This window comes from Nonomuraea sp. NPDC050540 (genome assembly GCF_044457485.1).
Taxonomy (GTDB): Bacteria; Actinomycetota; Actinomycetes; order Streptosporangiales; family Streptosporangiaceae; genus Nonomuraea.
On sequence record NZ_JBITHA010000006.1, the window covers coordinates 610182 to 630322 of the forward strand.

Sequence of the window (20141 nt, forward strand, 5' to 3'; positions counted from 1 at the left end):
GATGAGCAGCAGCGAGATCCTGAACAAGCTGTCCGGCCAGGGTGTGTCCATCTGGCTCGACGACATCAGCCGTGAGCGCCTGCGCACCGGCAACCTGGAGCAGCTGATCCGCGAGAAGAACGTGGTCGGCGTCACCTCCAACCCGACCATCTTCGCGGGCGCCCTCGGCAAGGGCGACGCCTACGACAGCCAGATCCAGGACCTGGCGGTACGCGGCGTCGACGTGGGCGAGGCCGTGCGCGCGATCACCTCCTACGACATCCGCTGGGCCGCCGACGTGCTGCGCCCCGTCTACGACGCCACCGGCGGCGTGGACGGCCGCGTGTCGCTGGAGGTCGACCCGCGCCTGGCCCGTGAGACGGAGAAGACCGTCGCCGAGGCCCGCGCGCTGTGGTGGATGGTCGACCGGCCCAACCTGTTCATCAAGATCCCGGCGACCCTGGAGGGCCTTCCGGCGATCACACAGGCGATCTCCGAGGGCATCAGCGTCAACGTCACGCTGATCTTCTCGCTGGAGCGCTACCGCGCGGTGATGGACGCCTGGCTGACCGGCCTGGAGGCCGCGCAGGCCAAGGGGCTCAAGCTGTCCGGCGTCGAGTCGGTGGCCTCGTTCTTCGTCAGCCGCGTCGACACCGAGATCGACAAGCGCCTTGACGCCGCCGGCAAGCCGGAGCTGAAGGGCAAGGCGGGCGTGGCCAACGCGCGCCTGGCCTACGCGGCCTTCGAGGAGGTCATGAACTCCGAGCGCTGGCAGCGCCTGCGCGCCGCCGGCGCCCGCCCGCAGCGCCCGCTGTGGGCCTCGACCGGCGTGAAGAACCCCGAGTACCGCGACACGATGTACGTCGACGACCTCGTCGCGCCCGGCACGGTCAACACCATGCCGGAGAAGACGCTCGACTCGACCGCCGACCACGGCAACATCACCGGCGACACCATCCGCCCCTTCTACGAGCAGGCCTGGAACACGATGGCCGCGCTCAAGGAGGCCGGCGTCGACTACGACGACGTCGTGAAGGTCCTGGAGGACGAGGGCGTCGACAAGTTCGAGGCCTCCTGGACCGAGCTGCTCGACAGCGTGGCGAAGAAGCTGGCCGGTTAGTGGAAGTCACGATCCGCGACGAGGGGGTGGCCGCGGCCGCCTCCTCCGCCGCGGTACGTCTCCTCGACGACGGTGTGCCGCCACGGCTGGCCGCCGGCGACCCAGGGCTCTGGGGTGAGGAGGCGGCGGCCGGGGCGGCGACCCGCCTCGGCTGGCTCGACCTGCCCCTGACCTCTCGCGAGCTGCTGCCGGAGATCGGCAAGCTGGCCGAGTGGGCGGGGGCGCAGGGCCTGACCAACGTCGTGCTGGCCGGGATGGGCGGCTCCTCGCTGGCCGCGGAGGTGATTTGCAACACCGCCGACGTGCCGCTGACCGTGCTCGACACCAGCGACCCCCGGCAGGTACGCCGCGCGCTGGCCGACGACCTGGACCGGACCGTCCTCGTGGTGGCCAGCAAGAGCGGCACGACCGTCGAGACCGACGCCGCCCTGCGCGTGTTCGAGTCCGCCTTCCGCGCCGCCGGGATCGACCCCGGCGACCGGATCGTGGTGGTGACCGACCCGGGCTCGCCGCTGGAGCAGGCCGCGATCGACGCCGGGTACCAGATGATCCTGGCCAGGCCGGACGTGGGCGGCCGCTACTCGGCGCTGTCGGCGTTCGGCCTGGTGCCGAGCGCCCTGGCGGGCGCGGAGATCGGGCGGCTGCTCGACGACGCCGACGAGGTGACGCCGCTGCTGGCGCGCTCCGAGGGCAACCCCGGTCTCGACCTGGGCGCGGTGCTCGGCGGCGCGGCGCTGGCCGGCCGCGACAAGCTCATCCTGGAGGACCGGCTGTCGCAGATCACCGGGCTGCCCGACTGGATCGAGCAGCTCGTCGCCGAGTCGCTCGGCAAGGACGGCCGTGGCATCCTGCCCGTCGTCGCCGCCGACCCCGGCGGGGCCGGCGACGAGCTCGTCGTGGCGATCGGCTCCGACAACGGCGACGTGCGCGTGGACGGCCCGCTCGGGGCGCAGTTCCTGGTGTGGGAGTACGCGACGGCGCTGGCCGGGCGGCTGCTGGAGGTCGATCCCTTCGGCCGGCCGGACGTGGCCGAGGCCAAGCGCAACACCGCGGCGCTGCTGGAGCACCCGGCCGCGGAGCGGCTGCCCGCGTTCACCGACGGCCCGGTGGAGGTCTACGGCTCCACCGCCGCCCGTGACCTTCCCGGGCTGCTGGCCGAACTGCTGGCGGCCGTGCCCGGCGACGGCTACCTGGCCGTGCTCGCCCACCTCGACCGGCTGGCCGCCTTCGACGCGCCGGTGCCCGACGGCGCCGACTTCGAAGAGATGACCGACACCTGGATGGCGGCCGACGCGGCGACGTTGCGGGCGCTGCTCGCCCTGCGCACCGACCGGCCGGTGACCTTCGGCTGGGGGCCGCGCTACCTGCACTCCACCGGGCAGTACCACAAGGGCGGGCCACGGAACGGGGTGTTCGTCCTGATCACCGGCGTGGTGGAGGACGACCTCGGGGTGCCCGGCCGGCCGTACAGCTTGGGCGGGCTGCAGCTGGCCCAGGCGCTGGGCGACCTTCAGGCGCTGGCGGGCCGGGGGCGGCCTGCCGTACGCCTGCATCTGACCGACCGCGTGACCGGAGTCGCGCACTTGCTCGCAGCCGCACAGGAGGCTTGACATGACAGACCCGGCAGCGCCCGCAGAGGAGGCCGTCACCGTGGCGGCGGCCGTCGCGGGCACCGCCACCACCCTTGAGGTGGCGGCCGCCAACCCGCTGCGTGACCCGCGCGACAAGCGGCTGCCCAGGGTGGCGGGACCGTGCGTGATGGTGTTGTTCGGCGTGACGGGCGACCTGGCCAAGCGCAAGTTGTTGCCGGCGATCTACGACCTGGGCAACCGGGGGCTGCTGCCGCCCGGCTTCTCGCTGGTCGGTTTCGCGCGCCGTGATTGGAAGGACCAGGACTTCGCCCGGCTGACGCACGACGCGGTGAAGGCCAACGCCAGGACGCCGTTCCGCGAGGAAGTGTGGAAGCAGCTGGCCGAGGGGATCCACTTCGTGCCCGGGGAGTTCTCCGACGACGGCGCGTTCGACGCGCTGGCGATGGCGTTGAAGGAGATCGACCAGACGCGGGGCACGGGCGGCAACTATGCCTTCTACCTGTCGGTGCCGCCGAAGTTCTTCCCCGCCGTGGTGAAGCAGTTGAAGCGGACGGGGCTGGCCGACGCGCCGGAGGGTTCGTGGCGGCGGGTGGTGATCGAGAAGCCGTTCGGTCACGACCTGAAGAGCGCCCACGAGCTCAACGAGATCACCAACGAGGCCTTCCCGGAGTCGTCGATCTTCCGGATCGACCACTACCTGGGCAAGGAGACCGTCCAGAACATCATGGCGCTGCGCTTCGCCAACAACCTGTACGAGCCGATCTGGAACCGCTCCTACGTCGACCACGTGCAGATCACCATGGCCGAGGACATCGGCCTGGCCGGGCGGGCGGGCTACTACGACGGCATCGGCGCGGCCCGCGACGTGATCCAGAACCACCTGCTGCAGCTGCTCGCGCTGGTGGGGATGGAGGACCCGACCTCCTTCGAGGCCTCGTCGCTGCGCCGGGAGAAGGAGAAGGTCCTCAAGGCGGTACGCCTGCCGGCCGACCTGAAGAACAACACCGCCCGGGGCAAGTACGCGGCCGGCTGGCAGGGCGGCGAGAAGGTCGTCGGCTACCTGGAGGAGGAGGGCATCCCGGCCGACTCCACGACCGAGACCTACGCCGCCATCAAGCTGGAGATCGCCAACCGCCGCTGGGCGGGCGTCCCGTTCTACCTGCGCACGGGCAAGCGGCTCGGGCGCCGGGTGACCGAGGTGGCCGTGGTGTTCCAGCGCGCCCCGCACCTGCCGTTCAGCAAGGACGACACCGAGATCCTCGGCCAGAACGCGCTGGTCATCAGGGTGCAGCCGGACGAGGGCATCACGGTGCGCTTCGGCTCGAAGGTGCCGGGCACCGCGATGGAGGTGCGCGACGTGTCCATGGACTTCGCCTACGGCGAGTCGTTCATGGAGTCCTCGCCCGAGGCCTACGAGCGGCTGCTGCTGGACGTCATGATCGGCGACCCGCCGCTGTTCCCGCACCAGCGCGAGGTGGAGCTGTCGTGGAAGATCCTCGACCCGATCGAGGAGTTCTGGGCCACGCAGGGCCAGCCGGAGGACTATCCGGCCGGCTCGTGGGGCCCGCCGTCGGCCGACGAGATGATGGCCCGTGACGGGCGTGTGTGGAGAAGACTGTGACCACTTTCATGCTGACGGACACGACCGCGGGGAAGATCTCCGCGCAGCTCATGCACCTGCGCCACCAGATGGGCGCGCCCGCCATAGGGATGGTGCTGACGCTGGTGGTGATCTGTGACGAGCGCGACCAGTACGACTCCCTGCGCGCGGCCACCGAGGCTGCCCGCGAGCATCCCTCGCGCATCCTCGTGGTGATCAGCCGGGAGGCCGACGAGGCCAACCGGCTCGACGCCGAGCTGCGGATCGGCGAGTCCACGCCGGGCGAGGTCGTGGTGCTCCGCCTGTACGGCGAGCTGACCGAGCACGCCGACTCCGTGGTCAGCCCGCTGCTGCTGCCCGACACGCCGGTGGTGGCGTGGTGGCCCGGCGCGGCGCCGCGGGTCCCGGCCAAGGACCCGATCGGCGCGCTGGCCCAGCGCCGCATCACCGACGCCAAGGCCGTGCACGACGGCATCAAGGAGCTGGCGACCCTGGCCAAGGGCTACGCGCCCGGCGACACCGACCTGTCGTGGGCGCGGCTGACGCCGTGGCGCAGCCTGCTGGCCGCCGCCTTCGACCAGCCGGTGGGCAAGCTGAAGAAGGGCGTCGTGGAGGCCACCGCCGGGCACCCGAGCGCGCCGCTGCTGGCGGCGTGGCTGACCGAGCGCCTGGGCGCGCCGGTCAAGGTGGCGGACTCGGCGGGTCCCGGCCTGACCTCGGTACGGCTGTCGCTGGCCGACGGCGAGCTGACCGTGAGCCGCAGCGACGCCCGCCTGGCGACGCTGTCGCGGCCCGGCCAGCCCGACCGCAACGTGGCGCTGGCCAGGAGGACCACGGCGGAACTGCTGGCCGAGGAGCTGCGCCGCCTCGATTCCGATGAGATCTACGAGGCGGCGGTCAAGCGGCTGGCCAAGTCCTACAAGGGGTGAGAATGCCGGTGAGTGTTCCTTCTGTGGTCGTCCATCGCGACGCCGACGTGCTGGCCAAGGCCGTGGCCGCCCGGATCATCACGCGGCTGGTCGACGCGCAGTCGGCGAAGGGGTGGGCCTCGATCGTGCTGACCGGCGGCTCGGTCGGCATCGCCACGCTGGCCGCGATCGCCGCGACCCCTGCCCGCGACGCCGTCGACTGGCCGAGGCTGGACGTGTGGTGGGGCGACGAGCGGTTCCTGCCGGAGGGCGACCCCGAGCGCAACGAGACCGGCGCCCGCAAGGCGCTGCTCGACCACGTCGACCTCGACCCGGCCCGGGTGCACGTCATGCGCGGGCCGGACTCGGGGATGACCGCCGAGGAGTCGGCCGACGCCTACACCGCGGAACTGCGTGCGGCGGCGCGGCCGGAGGACCACGGGCCGGCGCCGAGCTTCGACGTGATGCTGCTCGGCATGGGGCCCGACGCCCACGTGGCCTCGCTGTTCCCGGGAATGCCGGCGCTGTACGACACGCGGCCGGTCGTGGCGGTGCACGGCTCGCCCAAGCCGCCGCCGACGCGGATCTCGCTGACGCTGCCGACGATCCAGGCCGCGCGCGAGGTGTGGGTGGTGGCGGCTGGAGCGGAGAAGGCCGGGTCGGTGCGGCTGGCGCTGTCCGACTCCGGCCCGGTGCAGGTGCCCGCGGCGGGCGCGCGCGGGCGCGGCCGTACGTTGTTCCTGCTAGATCGCGCCGCGGCGGCGAAGATACCGGCGGGGCTTGGCCGTATCGCCTCGCCGTGAGACGCGGCCCCACGGCTTGAAGATCGACAGCACGACGGCGACCAGCAGCAGGCTCGGGGCCACGAAGATCGGGTAGAGCAGCTGGTCCGGCGGCTGCGCGGCGGTGTCACCCGCCGCCAGCCGCCGTCCGTGCTCGGCCGCCTCGTACAACCCCGGGCGCAGGGAGAAGTAGATCAGCGTCGTCATGGCCAGGTTGATCGTCAGTTTGGCCGCCACCCACCAGTAGCGGATCAGCCCGTATCTGCCGCCCAGGCCCAGCGTGACACCGGTGGCCAGGCTGAGCAGGCTGGCGATGAGCATCGGCCAGACGGCGATCAGGTGCGCGGCCTGGAAGGCGGTCGCGGCGGTGGCGGTGTCGTCCGTGAGCATCGCGGTCAGCACGAGCACGCCGAGCGCGAGGTCGATGCCGATCCACGCGCTCACCGAGACGACGTGGCCGACCAGGACGACCTTGCGGGTTCTCGTTCCCAGTCTCATGACGTCCAGGGTCCGGGTTCGCGGCTCTGGCCGCGTCCGGCGCGGAGAGTCCGTGCGGGTACCGCGCCGCGTGTACGCGCGGGCGGGCGGGATCGGCCCCTGGGTGTACGCCCGCCGCCTGACCAGAAATGTTAGGCCTTGTCATGAGCAAGAGTCGCGTTTAGCTTCGGGGGCGAATCCTCACGAAGGGATACCCCCATGGCGTTATTCCGCTGGGCAGCCGCCCTGGCCGCGGCCGCCGCCACCGTCCTGGCGAGCACCACCCCCGCGCTCGCCGACCCCGCCCCGGCCATCCTCACCCCGGAGGCCGAACCGATCCCCGGCAGCTACATCGTGGTGCTCAAGGATTCCGGCGAGGTACGCGCACGGGCCGGCGACCTGACCGCGCGGCACGGGGGCACGACGTTCGCCGAGTACCGGCACGCGCTGCGCGGCTTCGCCGTGAACGCCACCGAGCGGCAGGCGCGCCGCCTGGCCGCCGACCCGGCCGTCGCCTACGTGCAGCAGAACGCCGTCCACCGCGCCTCCGACACCCAGCCCAACCCGCCGTCCTGGGGACTGGACCGGATCGACCAGCGCAACCTGCCGCTCAACAGCTCCTACACCTACGGGCCCACCGGGCAGGGCGTGCGGGCGTACATCATCGACACCGGCATCAGGCCGAGCCACGGCGACTTCGGCGGCCGCGCCTCGATCGGGTACGACGCCATCGGCGACGGCCAGAACGGCAACGACTGCAACGGCCACGGCACCCACGTCGCCGGGACCACCGGCGGCACCGCCCACGGCGTGGCCAAGCTCGTGACGCTGGTCGGCGTGCGCGTCCTGAACTGCCAGGGCTCCGGCACCACGGCCCAGGTCGTGGCCGGCATCGACTGGGTCACCGCCAACGCCGTCAAGCCCGCCGTCGCGAACATGAGCCTCGGCGGCTCCGCGAACACCGCGCTGGACGACGCGGTGAAGGGCTCGATCGCCTCCGGCGTCGGCTACGCGATCGCGGCGGGCAACGGGCTGTTCGGGCTGTTCGCGCTGGACGCCTGCACGCAGTCGCCGGCCAGGGTGCCCGAGGCGATCACGGTGTCGATCACGAACATCTCCGACACCAAGCCGTCGTGGGGCAACCGCGGCCCGTGCGTGGACCTGTTCGCGCCCGGCTACAACATCACCTCGGCCTGGAACACCTCCGACAGCGCCACCAACACGATCAGCGGCACCTCGATGTCGGCGCCGCATGTCGCGGGGGCCGCCGCCGCGTACCTGCAGGGCCATCCGACCGCGACCCCGCAGCAGGTCCGCGACGCCATCGTCGCCAACTCCACCACCGGCGTCGTCCGCAGCCCCGGCTCCGGCTCCCCCAACCGCCTCCTCTACACCCCGGGCCTGTGACGCCTGCGGGTTTCGGTTCGGGTTTCACCGCCCTTATGGGTTACGGCAAGCCGGGCTGACCCGCACGCGCCGACGTGCGCGGGCCCCCGTCCTGGCCGGTCGTGAGGGCCCACGGGGCCGCTCGCCGTGACGAGCGCCCCGTGGGCCCGCGCCGTGGCAGGGGGTGCCCGGTGGCCGCGTTCAGGGGGTCGGCACTGCGTCGATTTCGGCCAGGAGGGTGTGCTTGGCTTCCTTGGGCAGGTAGGAGGCGTTCACGCCGTTGCGGGCCAGCTGGGCGAGTTGGTCAGCCCCCAGGCCCAAGGTGTGGGCCACTCGGTACTCCTGGGACAGCGTGGTCGCGAACATGGGCGGGTCGTCGCTGTTCAGCGTGACGTACAGGCCCTCCTCCAGCAGGCGCGGCAGCGGGTGGTCCTCGATGCGGGCGACCTGGCCGGTGCAGACGTTCGAGGTCGGGCAGACGTCCAGCGGGAGCTGCGTCTCGCGCAGGTGGGCGACCAGGCGCTCGTCGCCCAGGCAGTTGATGCCGTGGCCGACGCGCTCGGCGCCCAGGCCCTCGATGACCTCCCAGATCGTCTCCGGGCCGGACATCTCGCCGCCGTGCGGGACACTGTGCAGGCCGGCGGCGCGGGCCGCGGCGAAGGCGTCGCGGAACGTGTCGCGGAAGGGCGGACGCTTCTGTTCGATCCCGCCCAGGCCGAAACCTACCAATGCGGCGGGAGGTTCGTTGAGCGCGTGGTCGAGCGTGATCCGGGCGGCCTCTTCGCCGCACTCGCCGGGGATGTCGAAGATGTAGGCCATCTCGACGCCGTGGTCCTCGCGGGAGGCGGTGGCGGCGAGGTTCAGGGCCTCTGTCACCTCGCGCATCGGCATGCCCGTGATCGCGTGGGCGTACGGGGTCACCTGGAGTTCTGCGTAGCGGGCGTTCTGGGCGGACAGGTCGCGGGCCAGGCCCAGCACCAGGGTGGCGACGTCCTCCGGGTCGCGGACCAGGGCGTTGACCGCCTGGTAGACACGGGCGAAGTGGGGGAAGTCGGTGAAGGTGTAGAAGGCGCGGAGTTCCTCCTCGCTGGTGGGCACGCCGCTGCCGGGGTGGCGCCGCGACAGTTCCAGCACCGTGGAAACCGAGGCGGAGCCGACCAGATGGACGTGGAGTTCCACCTTGGGCAGGGCGTCGATGAAGGCGTCGATCGTCATGCGGACGACCATAAGTCGCCCCAAACGGGCAACGACAGGCTTTACAGCGAAATTTCACACAAGAATGTGAGCTTTAGGGTTACAAGACGCGCCCCCGGCATCTCCCCCGCTAGGCTGCCGACCGTGACCAACCCCCAGGTGTACGCCCGCGGCTTCGCGAGCCTCACCGCCCACACCGTGGACCCGCTGCTCAACCTCGTCCGCAAGAGCCGCGCCCCACGACTTCTGGACCTCGGCTGCGGCACCGGCGTGGTGACCGCGGCGGCCCTGGCGCTGGGCGCCGACGTCACCGCCGTGGACTCCGACCTGGACATGCTGGAGTACACCGCCCGCGCCCACCCCCACGCCGCCGTCCGGCTGGCCACCCTGCCCGAGCTCCCCTTCCCCGAGGGCGGCTTCGACGCGGTGGCGGGCAACTTCGTCATCCAGCACGCCCCCGGCACCCCGGCCACCCTCGCCGAACTCCACCGCGTCCTGCGCCCCGGCGGCACCCTCGCCCTGAGCTGGTGGAAGCGCGACGAGATGCCCGCCACCACCCTGCTGGCCGACGCCGCCGCCTCCGCCGGACTCCCCCGGGACCCGGACCCGCCGCGCGACTTCGACCGGTACACCAGCCCCGCGGCCTTCACCGCGCTGCTCGGGAAGACCGGCTTCTCCGGCGGCGCGGTCGACACCATGCGCTGGCGCCACCGCGTCGACCTCGCCACCTGGTGGGACGACGTCACCGGCGCCGCCGGGCCGCGCTTCGCGTTCATCCTCGAACAGGACGCGGCCACCGTGGAGCGCGTCCGCCAGGCCTACTTCGCCCTGGCCGCCCCCTACGCCGAGCAGGGCTTCCCGGTCTGCGCCCACCTGGCCCACGCCACCCGCTAACCGGGGCGGCGATGACTTCGCGCGTCCGGAAGGGTCTGCCCTACACGTGAGCCGAACGCAAGGAGGCGCTTCAGGTGCGCAAGATCGTGTTCCACATGCAGACCACCCTGGACAACCGCATCGCCAACGCCGCCGGTGAGTTCTGGGAGCCGTTCCCGTGGGGCGAGGAGGAGACCGCGTACATCACCGGGCAGTTCGCCCGTGCCGACACCTGGGCGCTGGGCAGGACGGCGTACGAGACGATCGTGCCCTGGTGGGACCGGGTCGCGCGCGGCGAGAACCCCGGCGACGGCCCCCTCACCGCCGCCGACCACGGCTTCGCCCGGCGGCAGCGGGCCATGGCCAAGGTCGTCTTCTCCCGGACCCTGCGCTCCACGCCCGAACGCCTGGTCGTCGGCGGCGACCTCGTCGCCGAGCTCACGGCGCTGAAGCGCGAGGACGGCGGGGACGTCATCCTGTCCTGCGGCCCGGACACGCTCGCGCCGCTCGCCGCCGCCCCCGGGCTGATCGACGAGTACCTGTTCGCCGTCACCCCCGCCGTCCTGAGCTCGGGACCGAGGATGTTCGACGGCCTGACCGCCGGCCTCGGCCTGGAGCTCGCCGACACGCGGGTGTTCGACGGCGGCGCGATCGTCGCGCGCTACCGCGTCGTCAGCCCGCTCTAGTGCGCCTTCTCCAGGCGCTGGCGGGCCAGGCGCTCCTCCCGGCGGGCGACCTCGACGCGCTGGTGGCTCTCGTTCTGCTTCTTGCGGGCCTTGGCCAGCTTCTTCTCCAGCCTGGTTACCTTCTCCGAGCGCTCGTCCAGCTCCTGAACGGCCAGCGCCAGCGTGTCCCGCCACTCCTGGTAGTCGGACTCGGCCTGGGCCAGTTCCCTGGCCCGCCGTTCCCCGGCCTCGCGCCGCTCCCGCTCCACCTCCTCCGGTGAGCGGGTGGCGCGGCGGGGCCGGGCGGAGGTACGGCCCAGCCCCGGCCCGGCCGACGGCAGCCCGGAGGGTCCGCCGAAACCGCTGTAGCTGAGTGGCTTCACCAGGCGGCCGAGCCGTACGAGGCCCGCCGCCTCCTCGTCCACCACGGCCGCGTCGAGGGTCTGGTCGGCCTCCGTGGCCGCCGCGCCGGACAGGCCGCTCTGGCGCAGGAGCCGGGCGAGCTTGCCGGTCACCTCGCCGCGGCGCCTGGTCAGTTCGGCGAGCGCGTCGGCGTCGCCCTCGGCCCAGGCGGCGCGCAGGTCCTCCCCCACCGACAGGAGCTCGGCCAGCAGGTCGGGATGTTCCCTGCGGGCGCGGTTGACCGCTCCGGCCGAGACCGTGGGCTTGCGCAGCGCGGCGATCTCGCGCGCCAGCCGTACCTGCCCGGACTCCTTCGCCGCGGCGGCCTCGGCGGTGCGTGCGGCGGTGAAGTCGGCAGGCGGGAGGCCATACAGGCGGTCCGCCACCTCGTCAAGATCCACACCTGTCAATTACCCCACATCGGGGGGTTTGTAGCGCATAGTGGAGTCAGCCCTCTTAGCCGGGAGGCCCCCGTGTTCGAGCGTTTCACCGACCGTGCCCGCCGCGTGGTCGTTCTGGCCCAGGAAGAGGCCAGGATGCTCAATCACAACTACATCGGCACCGAGCATCTCCTGCTCGGGCTGATCCATGAGGGCGAGGGAATCGCCGCCATGGTGCTGCGGGAGAACGGCATCGCGCTGCCCGAGGTCCGCGTGGAGGTGGAGCAGATCATCGGGCACGGCCAGGCGTCGCCGTCGGGGCACATCCCGTTCACGCCGCGGGCCAAGAAGGTGCTGGAGCTGTCGCTGCGCGAGGCGTTGCAGCTGCACCACAACTACATCGGCACGGAGCACATCCTGCTCGGCCTGATCAGGGAGGGCGAGGGGGTGGCCGCGCAGGTCCTGGTCAAGCAGGGCGCGAACCTGAGCGCCCTGCGAGCGAAGGTCGTGGAGAAGACCCGCGGCCGCAACCCGGAGAGCCTGGCCGATCCGCTGATCGGGCCGCGGGCGACCCATCTGGAGGAACGGCTGACGCGCATCGAGGCGAGCCTGCGGCGGATCGAGCGGCACCTGGGCATCGCCCGTCCGGACGACCCGCCCGCCGAGGGCCGCGAGCCCGGCGGAGAGGACGACGGGGGCGAAGCCGCATCAGGCTGAGGCCTTTCCGCGGCGGGGACGTCAGGCCGAGGTCAGGGCGCCGACCGGAAGGCGCGACTCGACCACGCCGGGGTCGTCGGTGTAGCCCAGCGTCGCGCCCAGGGAGACGAGCAGGCGGCGCATCCTGACGTTGTCGGAGAGCATCGTGGCCCGCACCTCGGCGTAGCCCTGGTCGCGCGCCTCGGTCACCAGCATCCTGGCCAGCGCCGCGCCCAGACCGCGCCCCTGCCAGCGGTCCTCGACCAGGAAGGCCATCTCGGCGATGCCGGGATCCGGCGTGAACATCAGGTTCGCCATGGCCACGACCTGGCCGTCGTGCCCGGCCACGAGGGAGTGGCCGCGGGTGCGGTCGCAGAGGCGCTCGAACATGCGCGGCGGCAGCGCCGGCATCGAGGTGAAGTAGCGGAACCTGCGCGCCTCGGGCGAGCACCGGTCGTGCAGGTCGCGGACGGCCTCGCGGTAGATGCCGGTGAGCGGCTTGACCGTGACCTGGGCGCCGTCGGCCAGCCGGACGCCCTGCTCGGCGGTGGAGTGGTCGGGGGCGGGCTGCGCCAGCCGCACGAAGGAGGCCGCCCGCGCCGCCTCGGTCAGCGTGAAGGGCAGGTCCGCGCGGCGCAGCCGTACGGCGCGCCGGGCGGCGACCGGCACCACCAGCCGCGTCGGGTCGGGAAGATCGCTCACCGCTTCACCATAGGTCCATCGGCCGTCGTCCGCGCGCAGCAGCTCGGCCAGCAGCTCCGGCAGGCGCCACGGCATCGAGCGCAGCCGGGAGGCCAGCAGGAGCGCCCTGGTGGGCTCGTCGGTCAGCTCGTGGGCGGTGGCGGGCACCACCTGGACCCGGCGTCCGCCGGCCGCCTCCAGGGCGGTGCGGACGGTCTCGGGTGTGGCGGAGATCTCGGCGACGAACTCGTCGACGGTCCCGTCGGCGTCGGTCTGCACGCTCAGGCCGAGGATGTTGCCGCCCCGGCCGGCCAGGGCGGCGGCCAGCGAGGCGAGACGTCCGGGACGTTCGTCGACCGTGGTGCGGATGCGCAGGAATGCCATGTCTTCCAGCATGCGGGGAGGCTGTTTCGGACAAGCTAACACTCTGTTTCGCTCACACCCCTTTTCGATGCAGCGTGTTACATCCCGAATGCTGGAAGATGGGGTGCTATGAACGCGCGTGTGCCACTAGCTGAGGACTTCGTCAATGGCGAGGTGTCTTTCTGGTATCGCTCCTCCGGCGTACCGGAGCCCGGACCGCGCCTGAACGGCGACCTCCGGGCGGACGTGGTCATCGTCGGCGCCGGCTTCACGGGGTTGTGGACCGCGTACTACCTCAAGAAGGCCCGTCCCTCGCTCGACGTGGTGGTGCTGGAGCAGGAGTTCGCCGGGTTCGGCGCCTCCGGGCGCAACGGCGGCTGGCTGACCGGCGCGCTGGCCGGCTCCCACGGGCGCTATGCCAAGACCCACGGCGAGGACGGCGCGCGGGCGCTGCAGCGGGAGATGTACGCCACGATCGACGAGGTGATCGCGGTCTGCGCCAAGGAGGACGTGGACGCCGGCATCGTCAAGGGCGGCGAACTCACCGTGGCCCGCACCGGCGCCCAGGCCGGACGGCTGCGCGAGCTCGTCGCGGACGCGCGCGCGACGGGCCTGCGCGAGGAGGACCTGCGCGTGGTGGACCCCGCCGACCACCTGCGCGTGGCCGGCGCGGTGGGCGCGGTCTGGACGCCGCACTGCGCCCGCATCCAGCCCGCCAAGCTCGTGCGCGGCCTGGCGCGCGTGGTGCGCGACCTCGGCGTGCGCGTCTTCGAGCGCACCCCGGTCACGCGCATCCTGCCGCATCGGGCCGTCACGCCGTACGGCACCGCGGAGGCCCGGCACGTGATCCGCGCCACCGAGGGCTTCACCTCCCAGCTCAAGGGCCTGCGCCGCCAGTGGCTCCCGATGAACAGCTCCATGATCGTCACCGAGCCGCTGCCCGCGGCGTTCTGGGACACGGTCGGCTGGCAGGGCGCCGAACTCCTGGGCGACCTCGCCCACTACTACATCTACGCCCAGCGCACCGAGGACGACCGCATCGCCTTCGGCGGCCGCGGCCGCCCCTACCTGTACGGCTCCCGCGTCGACGCCCGCGGCAACACCCACGACTGGACCGTCGAGGCGCTCTGGCAGATACTGATCGACTTCTTCCCCGCCGCCGCCTCCTCGAAGATCGCCCACGCCTGGTCCGGCGTGCTGGGCGTGCCGCGCGACTGGTGCTCGACCGTCCACCTGGACCGTGACACCGGACTGGGCTGGGCGGGCGGCTACACCGGCCACGGGGTCACGACGACGAACCTGGCCGGCCGTACCCTGCGCGACCTGATCCTCGGCGAGGACACCGAGCTGACCGCGCTGCCGTGGGTGGGCAGGAAGGTGCGCGCCTGGGAGCCGGAGCCACTGCGCTGGGCGGGCGTGCACTCCATGTACCGCCTGTACCGTATGGCCGACCAGCGCGAGCGCTCCATGACCCGCACCTCGGCCCTGGCCCGCCTCGCCGACCTCATCACCGGCCACTGAAGGAGAACACTCCCCGATGACGACCCTCTTCCGCGGCGGGCGCGTGTTCACCGCGCTCGGCGGCTTCGCCGAGGCCGTACTCGTGCGCGACGGCGTGATCGCCGCCGTGGGCGACGAGGCCGACCTGGTACGGCAGGCCCCCCGCCACGAGAGCGTGGACCTGGACGGCGGCCTGCTGGTGCCCGGCTTCACCGACGCGCACATCCACCCGGTCCAGGCCGGGCTGGAGCGCGCCAAGTGCGACCTGAGCGAGGTCTACGGCCTCGACGCCTACATCGAGGAGATCAGCCGCTACGCCGCCGGCCATCCGGGCAAGGAGTGGATCGACGGCGGCGGCTGGGACATGTCGGCCTTCCCCGGCGGCCTGCCTCACCGCGCGCAGCTCGACTTCCTCGACCGCCCCGCCTACCTGATCCAGCGCGACCACCACGCCGCCTGGGTCAACACCCGCGCCCTGGAACGGGCCGGGATCACCAAGGACACCCCCGACCCCGCAGACGGCCGGATCGAGCGCGACCCCGACGGCACCCCGAGCGGCGTCCTGCACGAGGGCGCCATGGACCTCGTCGGCCTGCTGACCCCGCGCGCCACCGCCCAGGACGCCGACGACGCGCTCGTGGACGCGCAGGCGCACCTGTTCTCGCTGGGCATCACCGGCTGGCAGGACGCGATCGTCGGCTCCTACGCCGGCTCCGACGACCAGTTGCCGACCTACCTGTCGGCGGCCCGCTCAGGACGGCTGAAGGCCCGGGTGGTGGGCGCGCTGTGGTGGGACCGCACCCGCGGCGCCGAGCAGATCCCCGGCCTGGTGGAGCGCCGCGCCTCCGCCGAGGGACTGGAGCGCTTCCGCGCCACCTCGGTGAAGATCATGCAGGACGGCATCACGGAGAACTTCACCGCCGCGACGCTGGAGCCGTACTGCCAGTGCGGCGGCACCGGCCTTTCCTACGTGGACCCGGGCAAGCTCAAGGAGTACGTGCGCGAACTGGACCGGCTCGGCTTCCAGGTGCACTTCCACGCCATCGGCGAGCGGGCGGTGCGCGAGGCGCTGGACAGCTTCGAGGGCACCGACCCGGCCAACCGCCACCACATCGCCCACCTGCAGATCATCGAGCCGTCGGACGTGCCGCGCTTCGCCGCGCTCGGCGTCACCGCCAACCTGCAGCCGCTGTGGGCCACCCACCACGCCCAGATGGACGAGCTGACGCTGCCCTTCCTCGGCGAGCCACGCTCGTCGTGGCAGTACCCCTTCGCCGACCTGCTCGGCCACGGCACCCGCTTCTGCGCGGGCAGCGACTGGCCGGTCTCCAGCGCCGACCCGCTGCAGGGCCTGCACGTGGCGGTCAACAGGACCGAGCCCGGCGGCTCTGTGCACGCGAACTATCCGACCGCGCGCACGCCGTTCCTGCCCGGCCAGCGGATCGGCCTGGCCGAGGCGCTCACCGCGTACACGGCCGGATCGGCGTGGATCAACCGCTCCCCGGCGGGCGTCATCGAGCAGGGCCGTCCCGCCGACCTGGTTGTGCTCGACCGCGACCCGTTCACGCTGCCCGACAGCGAGATCTGGACGACTCGCGTGCGCCGTACGTTCGTGGACGGCGAGCAGGTCTACGCCGGCTGAGCACGGGAGCGTTGTCCGCGCCTTCACCGAAGGTTCCCCTCGTGTCGTCGTCGCGGACACCGATGCTGTGAAGGATCGGGCTGCGCGTCCACCACCCCGGAGCGCGCACGCCGGGAACATGCGGAAGCCCCCGCGAGGGCGCGGGGGCTTCCGTCGAACCGGGTCAGCGTCTACCAGGGCGACTTGTTGTTGCGCAGGCGCTCGAGCGCCTCCTCCAGAATCGCCTTGCCGTCCTTGTCGCTCCGGCGCTCCTTCACATAGGCCAGGTGCGTCTTGTACGGCTCGTTCTTCGGAGGAGCGGGCGGGGCCGCCTCGTCCTGACCGGCCGGGAGGCCACAGCGCGGGCAGTCCCAGTGCTCGGGGACGGCCGCGTCACTGGCGAAGCTGGGTCGCGTCTCATGCATGTTGGCGCACCAGAACGAGACCCGCACTCTGGGAGCTGCCTCGCCGCGCTCGGCCTCCCCCATCGGGCCGGCGCCGACACGGCTGCCACGGATCGCGTTGCCACTACCCACGGATGAACTCCTTGCTCGATCGCCCCGCGAGCGGCGGGGGGAGAATCACTGTCACGCGTCGCCGGGAAGCTCAGGGCTTGAGCAGCAGGCCGAGCGCGATGATGCAGACGAACCAGACCACGCCGGTGATGACGGTCAGCCGGTCGAGGTTGCGCTCCACCACGGACGAGCCGCCGAAGTTCGACGAGAAACCGCCGCCGAACATGTCAGACAGACCGCCACCCTTACCCTTGTGGAGCAGGACGAGCAGGATCATGAGAAGGCTCGCCAGGATGAGGGCGATGGAGATTCCGATTTCCACGGTATGCCTGTTCCTTCAATCCACTGTTACGCGTGACGATTCAAACTTGCTTCTAGAGGGTACGACCTGGTGTCAAGTCGCACCCCCTGAACGACCCAGTTAGCCGGACAATTCGCCGAATCGGCAGATCTTGACGTACTCCCCGGCGTCGATGCTGGCGCCGCCCACGAGCGCGCCGTCGACGTCGGGCTGAGCCATGATCCCGGCGATGTTGCCTGACTTCACCGATCCTCCGTACAGGATACGGACCGCGGCGGCCACTTCGGCGTCGTAGAGCTCAGCGAGTCGCTTTCGCAGCGCCCCGCAGACCTCCTGCGCGTCCTGTGGGGTGGCCACCTCGCCGGTGCCGATCGCCCAGACCGGTTCGTAGGCCACCACTATCGATTTTGCCTGCTCCGGCGTGACTTTGCGCAGAGCGGCATCGAGTTGTGACACGGAATACGCCACCTGGCCGCCCGCCTGCCGTACCGGCAGGCCCTCGCCCACGCACAGGATCGGCGTGATCGAGTGCCGGTAGGCGGCCAGTACCTTGGCGTTGACCAGCTCGTCGTCCTCGTTGTGGTACTCGCGCCGCTCGGAGTGGCCGACGGTGACGAACGTACAGCCCAGCTTGGCGAGCATGGCGCCGGACACCTCGCCGGTGTAGGCGCCGCCGTCGTACTGGCTGATGTCCTGCGCGCCGTACACGATGCGCAGCTTGTCGCCGTCGACGAGCGTCTGCACGCTGCGCATGTCGGTGAACGGCGGCAGCACCGCCACCTCTACCTTGTCGAAGTCCTTGTCGTTCAGGGAGAAGGCGAGCTTCTGCACCAGAGCGATGGCCTCGAGGTGGTTGAGGTTCATCTTCCAGTTGCCGGCGATGAGCGGCTTTCTCACTGAAGGGCCTCCAGCCCGGGAAGGGTCTTTCCTTCGAGGTACTCGAGGCTAGCGCCACCACCGGTCGAGATGTGGGAGAAGCCGTCCTCGGGCAGGCCCAACCTGCGTACGGCCGCGGCGGAGTCGCCGCCGCCCACGACCGTGAAGGCCTGCGAGCGGATCAACGCCTCGGCGACCGCCCGTGTTCCCCCGGCGTAGTCCTCGAACTCGAAGACGCCCATCGGGCCGTTCCAGAAGACGGTGCGCGCGTCGGCGAGCTTGGTCGCGAACAGCTCGCGGGTCTTCGGGCCGATGTCGAGCCCCTGGCGGTCGGCCGGGATCTCGGTGGCCGCCACGACCTCGTACGGCGCGTCCTCGGCGAAGTGCGTGGCCGCCAGGACGTCCACCGGGAGCACCAGCTCCACGCCGCGCTTGATCGCCTCGGAGAGGAAGCCGCGCACCTGGTCGAGCTGGTCCTCCTGCAGGAGCGACTGGCCGACCTCGTAGCCCTGGGCCTTCAGGAAGGTGTACGCCATGCCGCCGCCGATCAGCAGCCGGTCGACCTTGGTGAGCAGGTTGGCGATGACGCCGAGCTTGTCGGAGACCTTGGCGCCGCCCAGGATCACGACGTAGGGGCGCTCGGGGTTCTCGGTGAGCCGCTTCAGCACCTCGACCTCGGCCGCCACCAGCCCGCCCATGACGTGGGGCAGCAGCCGCGGCACGTCGTAGACGCTGGCGTGCTTGCGGTGCACGGCGCCGAACCCGTCGCCGACGTAGAGGTCGGCCAGGCCCGCCAGCTCCCGCGCGAAGGCGCCGCGGGCGTCGTCGTCCTTGGACTCCTCGCCCGGCTCGAACCGCAGGTTCTCCAGCAGCGCCACCTCGCCGTCCTTGAGGCCGTCGACGAGCTCGCCGTCCACGACCTTCCCGGAGAAGGCGACCTCGCGGCCCAGCAGCTCGCCCAGGCGGGCGGCGACGGGCTTCAGCGAGTACTTCTGGTTGTGCTCGCCCTTGGGGCGGCCCAGGTGGGCGCAGACGACGACCTTGGCGCCCTGCTCGGCCAGGGCCCTGATCGTCGGCACCGAGGCGCGGATGCGCCCGTCGTCGGTGATCGTCTCGCCGTCCAGCGGCACGTTGAGGTCGGCGCGCACCAGCACGCGCCGGCCCCTGACGTCGGTGTCTGCGAAGGTCACAGGTCCTTGCCCACCAGCTCGATGAGGTCGGCCAGGCGGTTGGAGTAGCCCCACTCGTTGTCGTACCAGCCGATGACCTTGACCTGGTTGCCGATCACCTTGGTGAGCCCGGCGTCGAAGATGCAGGAGGCCGGGTCGGTGACGATGTCGCTGGAGACGATCTCGTCCTCGGTGTAGGTCAGGTAGCCCTTGAGCGGGCCCTCGGCGGCGGCCTTGTAGGCGGCCTTGACCTCGTCGACGGTGACGTCGCGGCGGACCTCGACGGTGAGGTCGGTGGCCGAGCCCGTGGGGATCGGCACGCGCATCGCGAAGCCGTCGAGCTTGCCCTTCAGCTCGGGCAGCACCAGGCCGATCGCCTTGGCGGCGCCGGTCGAGGTGGGCACCACGTTCAGCGCGGCGGCGCGGGCGCGGCGCAGGTCGCCGTGCGGGCCGTCCTGCAGGTTCTGGTCCTGCGTGTAGGCGTGGATGGTGGTCATCAGGCCCTTCTCGATGCCGAAGGAGTCGTTGAGCACCTTCGCCAGCGGGGCCAGGCAGTTGGTCGTGCAGGAGGCGTTGGAGATGACCGTGTGGCTGGCCGGGTCGTAGGTGTCGTGGTTGACACCCATGACGACGGTCACGTCCTCGTTCTTCGCCGGGGCGGAGATGATGACCTTCTTCGCGCCGTTCTCGGCGTGCACCTTGGCCTTGTTGGCGTCGGTGAAGAAGCCGGTCGACTCGACCACGACGTCCACGCCCAGATCGCCCCAGGGCAGCTTGGCCGGGTCGCGCTCGGCGAAGGCCTTGATGGTCTTCCCGTCGACGACGATCTCGTCGGCAGTGGCCTTCACCTCGTACGGCAGGCGGCCCAGGATGCTGTCGTACTTCAGCAGGTGGGCGAGCGTCGCGTTGTCCGTCAGGTCGTTGACGGCCACGATCTCGATGTCCTTGCCGCTGGCGGCGACCGCGCGCCAGAAGTTACGACCGATGCGGCCGAAGCCGTTGACGCCTACGCGGATGCTCACGGGAACCGATCTCCTCGAACGTGATGGCGGGCTGAAACC

At 71.6% G+C, this 20141-nt stretch carries 19 protein-coding genes and 1 pseudogene; 11 read left to right on the top strand and 9 right to left on the bottom strand.

From position 1 onward, the window contains the following. Position 1: 1 nt before the first annotated feature. The 5 genes from tal to pgl are packed head-to-tail and all read left to right on the top strand — an operon-like array spanning position 2 to position 6002. Entirely contained in the window at positions 2-1099 is a 1098-nt protein-coding gene (tal, locus tag ACIBI5_RS24015; protein WP_397250202.1) for a transaldolase, read from the top strand. Further along, positions 1099-2709 (top strand): glucose-6-phosphate isomerase, encoded by a 1611-nt coding sequence (locus ACIBI5_RS24020; RefSeq protein ID WP_397250204.1) that lies wholly within the window; start codon positions 1099-1101, stop codon positions 2707-2709. The genes tal and ACIBI5_RS24020 overlap by 1 nt, the downstream gene beginning before the upstream one ends. Before the next feature lies 1 nt (position 2710). Then, positions 2711-4312, top strand: a complete 1602-nt coding sequence (gene zwf, locus ACIBI5_RS24025; protein WP_397250206.1) for a glucose-6-phosphate dehydrogenase — start codon at positions 2711-2713, stop codon at positions 4310-4312. Beyond that, positions 4309-5220, top strand: a complete 912-nt coding sequence (gene opcA, locus ACIBI5_RS24030) for a glucose-6-phosphate dehydrogenase assembly protein OpcA (protein ID WP_397250208.1) — start codon at positions 4309-4311, stop codon at positions 5218-5220. Before zwf ends, opcA begins: the two co-directional genes overlap by 4 nt. 8 nt (positions 5221-5228) lie before the next feature. Continuing rightward, positions 5229-6002, top strand: a complete 774-nt coding sequence (gene pgl / locus ACIBI5_RS24035; RefSeq protein WP_397250210.1) for a 6-phosphogluconolactonase — start codon at positions 5229-5231, stop codon at positions 6000-6002. Here pgl and ACIBI5_RS24040 read toward each other — a convergent pair. Continuing rightward, on the bottom strand, positions 5943-6479 hold the full coding sequence (locus tag ACIBI5_RS24040; RefSeq protein WP_397250212.1) for a hypothetical protein: 537 nt from the start codon (positions 6477-6479) through the stop codon (positions 5943-5945). The two genes, pgl and ACIBI5_RS24040, sit on opposite strands and share 60 nt — an antisense overlap. A 198-nt stretch (positions 6480-6677) precedes the next feature. On the opposite strand from ACIBI5_RS24040, the gene ACIBI5_RS24045 reads away from it, so the two are divergent. Continuing rightward, on the top strand, positions 6678-7865 hold the full coding sequence (locus ACIBI5_RS24045; RefSeq protein WP_397250214.1) for a S8 family serine peptidase: 1188 nt from the start codon (positions 6678-6680) through the stop codon (positions 7863-7865). Between the two features lie 180 nt (positions 7866-8045). On the opposite strand, the gene add is transcribed toward ACIBI5_RS24045, so the two are convergent. After that, complete coding sequence (gene add, locus ACIBI5_RS24050) at positions 8046-9059, bottom strand: adenosine deaminase (protein WP_397250216.1); 1014 nt, start codon at positions 9057-9059, stop codon at positions 8046-8048. A gap of 123 nt (positions 9060-9182) precedes the next feature. Here add and ACIBI5_RS24055 point away from each other — a divergent pair, with 123 nt between their 5' ends. Both ACIBI5_RS24055 and ACIBI5_RS24060 read left to right on the top strand, forming a co-directional pair. Next, entirely contained in the window at positions 9183-9932 is a 750-nt protein-coding gene (locus ACIBI5_RS24055; protein ID WP_397250218.1) for a class I SAM-dependent methyltransferase, read from the top strand. A gap of 74 nt (positions 9933-10006) precedes the next feature. After that, on the top strand, positions 10007-10597 hold the full coding sequence (locus tag ACIBI5_RS24060) for a dihydrofolate reductase family protein (protein WP_397250220.1): 591 nt from the start codon (positions 10007-10009) through the stop codon (positions 10595-10597). Here the strand turns inward: ACIBI5_RS24060 and ACIBI5_RS24065 are convergent. Next, positions 10594-11364 carry a hypothetical protein gene (locus ACIBI5_RS24065; protein WP_397250222.1) on the bottom strand — a complete coding sequence of 257 codons (771 nt, stop codon included), beginning with the start codon at positions 11362-11364 and terminating at the stop codon, positions 10594-10596. The two genes, ACIBI5_RS24060 and ACIBI5_RS24065, sit on opposite strands and share 4 nt — an antisense overlap. Positions 11365-11451: 87 nt before the next feature. Between ACIBI5_RS24065 and ACIBI5_RS24070 the strand changes: the two are divergent. Continuing rightward, positions 11452-11848, top strand: a pseudogene (locus ACIBI5_RS24070) (Clp protease N-terminal domain-containing protein); the annotation flags it as partial. A gap of 248 nt (positions 11849-12096) precedes the next feature. Here the strand turns inward: ACIBI5_RS24070 and ACIBI5_RS24075 are convergent. Further along, on the bottom strand, positions 12097-13131 hold the full coding sequence (locus tag ACIBI5_RS24075) for a GNAT family N-acetyltransferase (RefSeq protein ID WP_397250224.1): 1035 nt from the start codon (positions 13129-13131) through the stop codon (positions 12097-12099). A 96-nt stretch (positions 13132-13227) separates the two neighbouring features. Here ACIBI5_RS24075 and ACIBI5_RS24080 point away from each other — a divergent pair, with 96 nt between their 5' ends. Both ACIBI5_RS24080 and ACIBI5_RS24085 read left to right on the top strand, forming a co-directional pair. Beyond that, complete coding sequence (locus tag ACIBI5_RS24080; RefSeq protein WP_397250226.1) at positions 13228-14619, top strand: NAD(P)/FAD-dependent oxidoreductase; 1392 nt, start codon at positions 13228-13230, stop codon at positions 14617-14619. 16 nt (positions 14620-14635) lie between these two features. Next, positions 14636-16240, top strand: coding sequence for an amidohydrolase (locus tag ACIBI5_RS24085; protein ID WP_397250228.1), 1605 nt, complete (start codon positions 14636-14638; stop codon positions 16238-16240). Positions 16241-16410: 170 nt separating this feature from the next. On the opposite strand, the gene ACIBI5_RS24090 is transcribed toward ACIBI5_RS24085, so the two are convergent. The 5 genes from ACIBI5_RS24090 to gap all read right to left on the bottom strand — a co-directional run bounded on the left by ACIBI5_RS24090 (position 16411) and on the right by gap (position 20102). Next, entirely contained in the window at positions 16411-16755 is a 345-nt protein-coding gene (locus ACIBI5_RS24090) for an RNA polymerase-binding protein RbpA (RefSeq protein ID WP_184974105.1), read from the bottom strand. A gap of 70 nt (positions 16756-16825) precedes the next feature. Beyond that, the gene (gene secG, locus ACIBI5_RS24095) at positions 16826-17056 is read right to left on the bottom strand and encodes a preprotein translocase subunit SecG (RefSeq protein ID WP_184974103.1); all 231 of its coding nucleotides are present in this window, start codon (positions 17054-17056) and stop codon (positions 16826-16828) included. A gap of 99 nt (positions 17057-17155) precedes the next feature. Continuing rightward, the gene (gene tpiA / locus ACIBI5_RS24100; protein ID WP_397250230.1) at positions 17156-17932 is read right to left on the bottom strand and encodes a triose-phosphate isomerase; all 777 of its coding nucleotides are present in this window, start codon (positions 17930-17932) and stop codon (positions 17156-17158) included. After that, the gene (locus tag ACIBI5_RS24105; RefSeq protein WP_397250232.1) at positions 17929-19101 is read right to left on the bottom strand and encodes a phosphoglycerate kinase; all 1173 of its coding nucleotides are present in this window, start codon (positions 19099-19101) and stop codon (positions 17929-17931) included. The genes tpiA and ACIBI5_RS24105 overlap by 4 nt, the downstream gene beginning before the upstream one ends. Beyond that, positions 19098-20102 (bottom strand): type I glyceraldehyde-3-phosphate dehydrogenase, encoded by a 1005-nt coding sequence (gap, locus tag ACIBI5_RS24110; RefSeq protein ID WP_379617625.1) that lies wholly within the window; start codon positions 20100-20102, stop codon positions 19098-19100. Before gap ends, ACIBI5_RS24105 begins: the two co-directional genes overlap by 4 nt. Positions 20103-20141 lie beyond the last annotated feature (39 nt).

Bases quoted from the DNA above. Each gene is read 5' to 3' on its own strand.
- add (WP_397250216.1), bottom strand. From the start codon at position 9,059: ATGACGATCGACGCCTTCATCGACGCCCTGCCCAAGGTGGAACTCCAC.
- ACIBI5_RS24080 (WP_397250226.1), top strand. From the start codon at position 13,228: ATGAACGCGCGTGTGCCACTAGCTGAGGACTTCGTCAATGGCGAGGTG.
- ACIBI5_RS24085 (WP_397250228.1), top strand. From the start codon at position 14,636: ATGACGACCCTCTTCCGCGGCGGGCGCGTGTTCACCGCGCTCGGCGGC.
- ACIBI5_RS24040 (WP_397250212.1), bottom strand. From the start codon at position 6,479: ATGAGACTGGGAACGAGAACCCGCAAGGTCGTCCTGGTCGGCCACGTC.
- zwf (WP_397250206.1), top strand. From the start codon at position 2,711: ATGACAGACCCGGCAGCGCCCGCAGAGGAGGCCGTCACCGTGGCGGCG.
- ACIBI5_RS24045 (WP_397250214.1), top strand. From the start codon at position 6,678: ATGGCGTTATTCCGCTGGGCAGCCGCCCTGGCCGCGGCCGCCGCCACC.
- ACIBI5_RS24075 (WP_397250224.1), bottom strand. From the start codon at position 13,131: ATGCTGGAAGACATGGCATTCCTGCGCATCCGCACCACGGTCGACGAA.
- tal (WP_397250202.1), top strand. From the start codon at position 2: ATGAGCAGCAGCGAGATCCTGAACAAGCTGTCCGGCCAGGGTGTGTCC.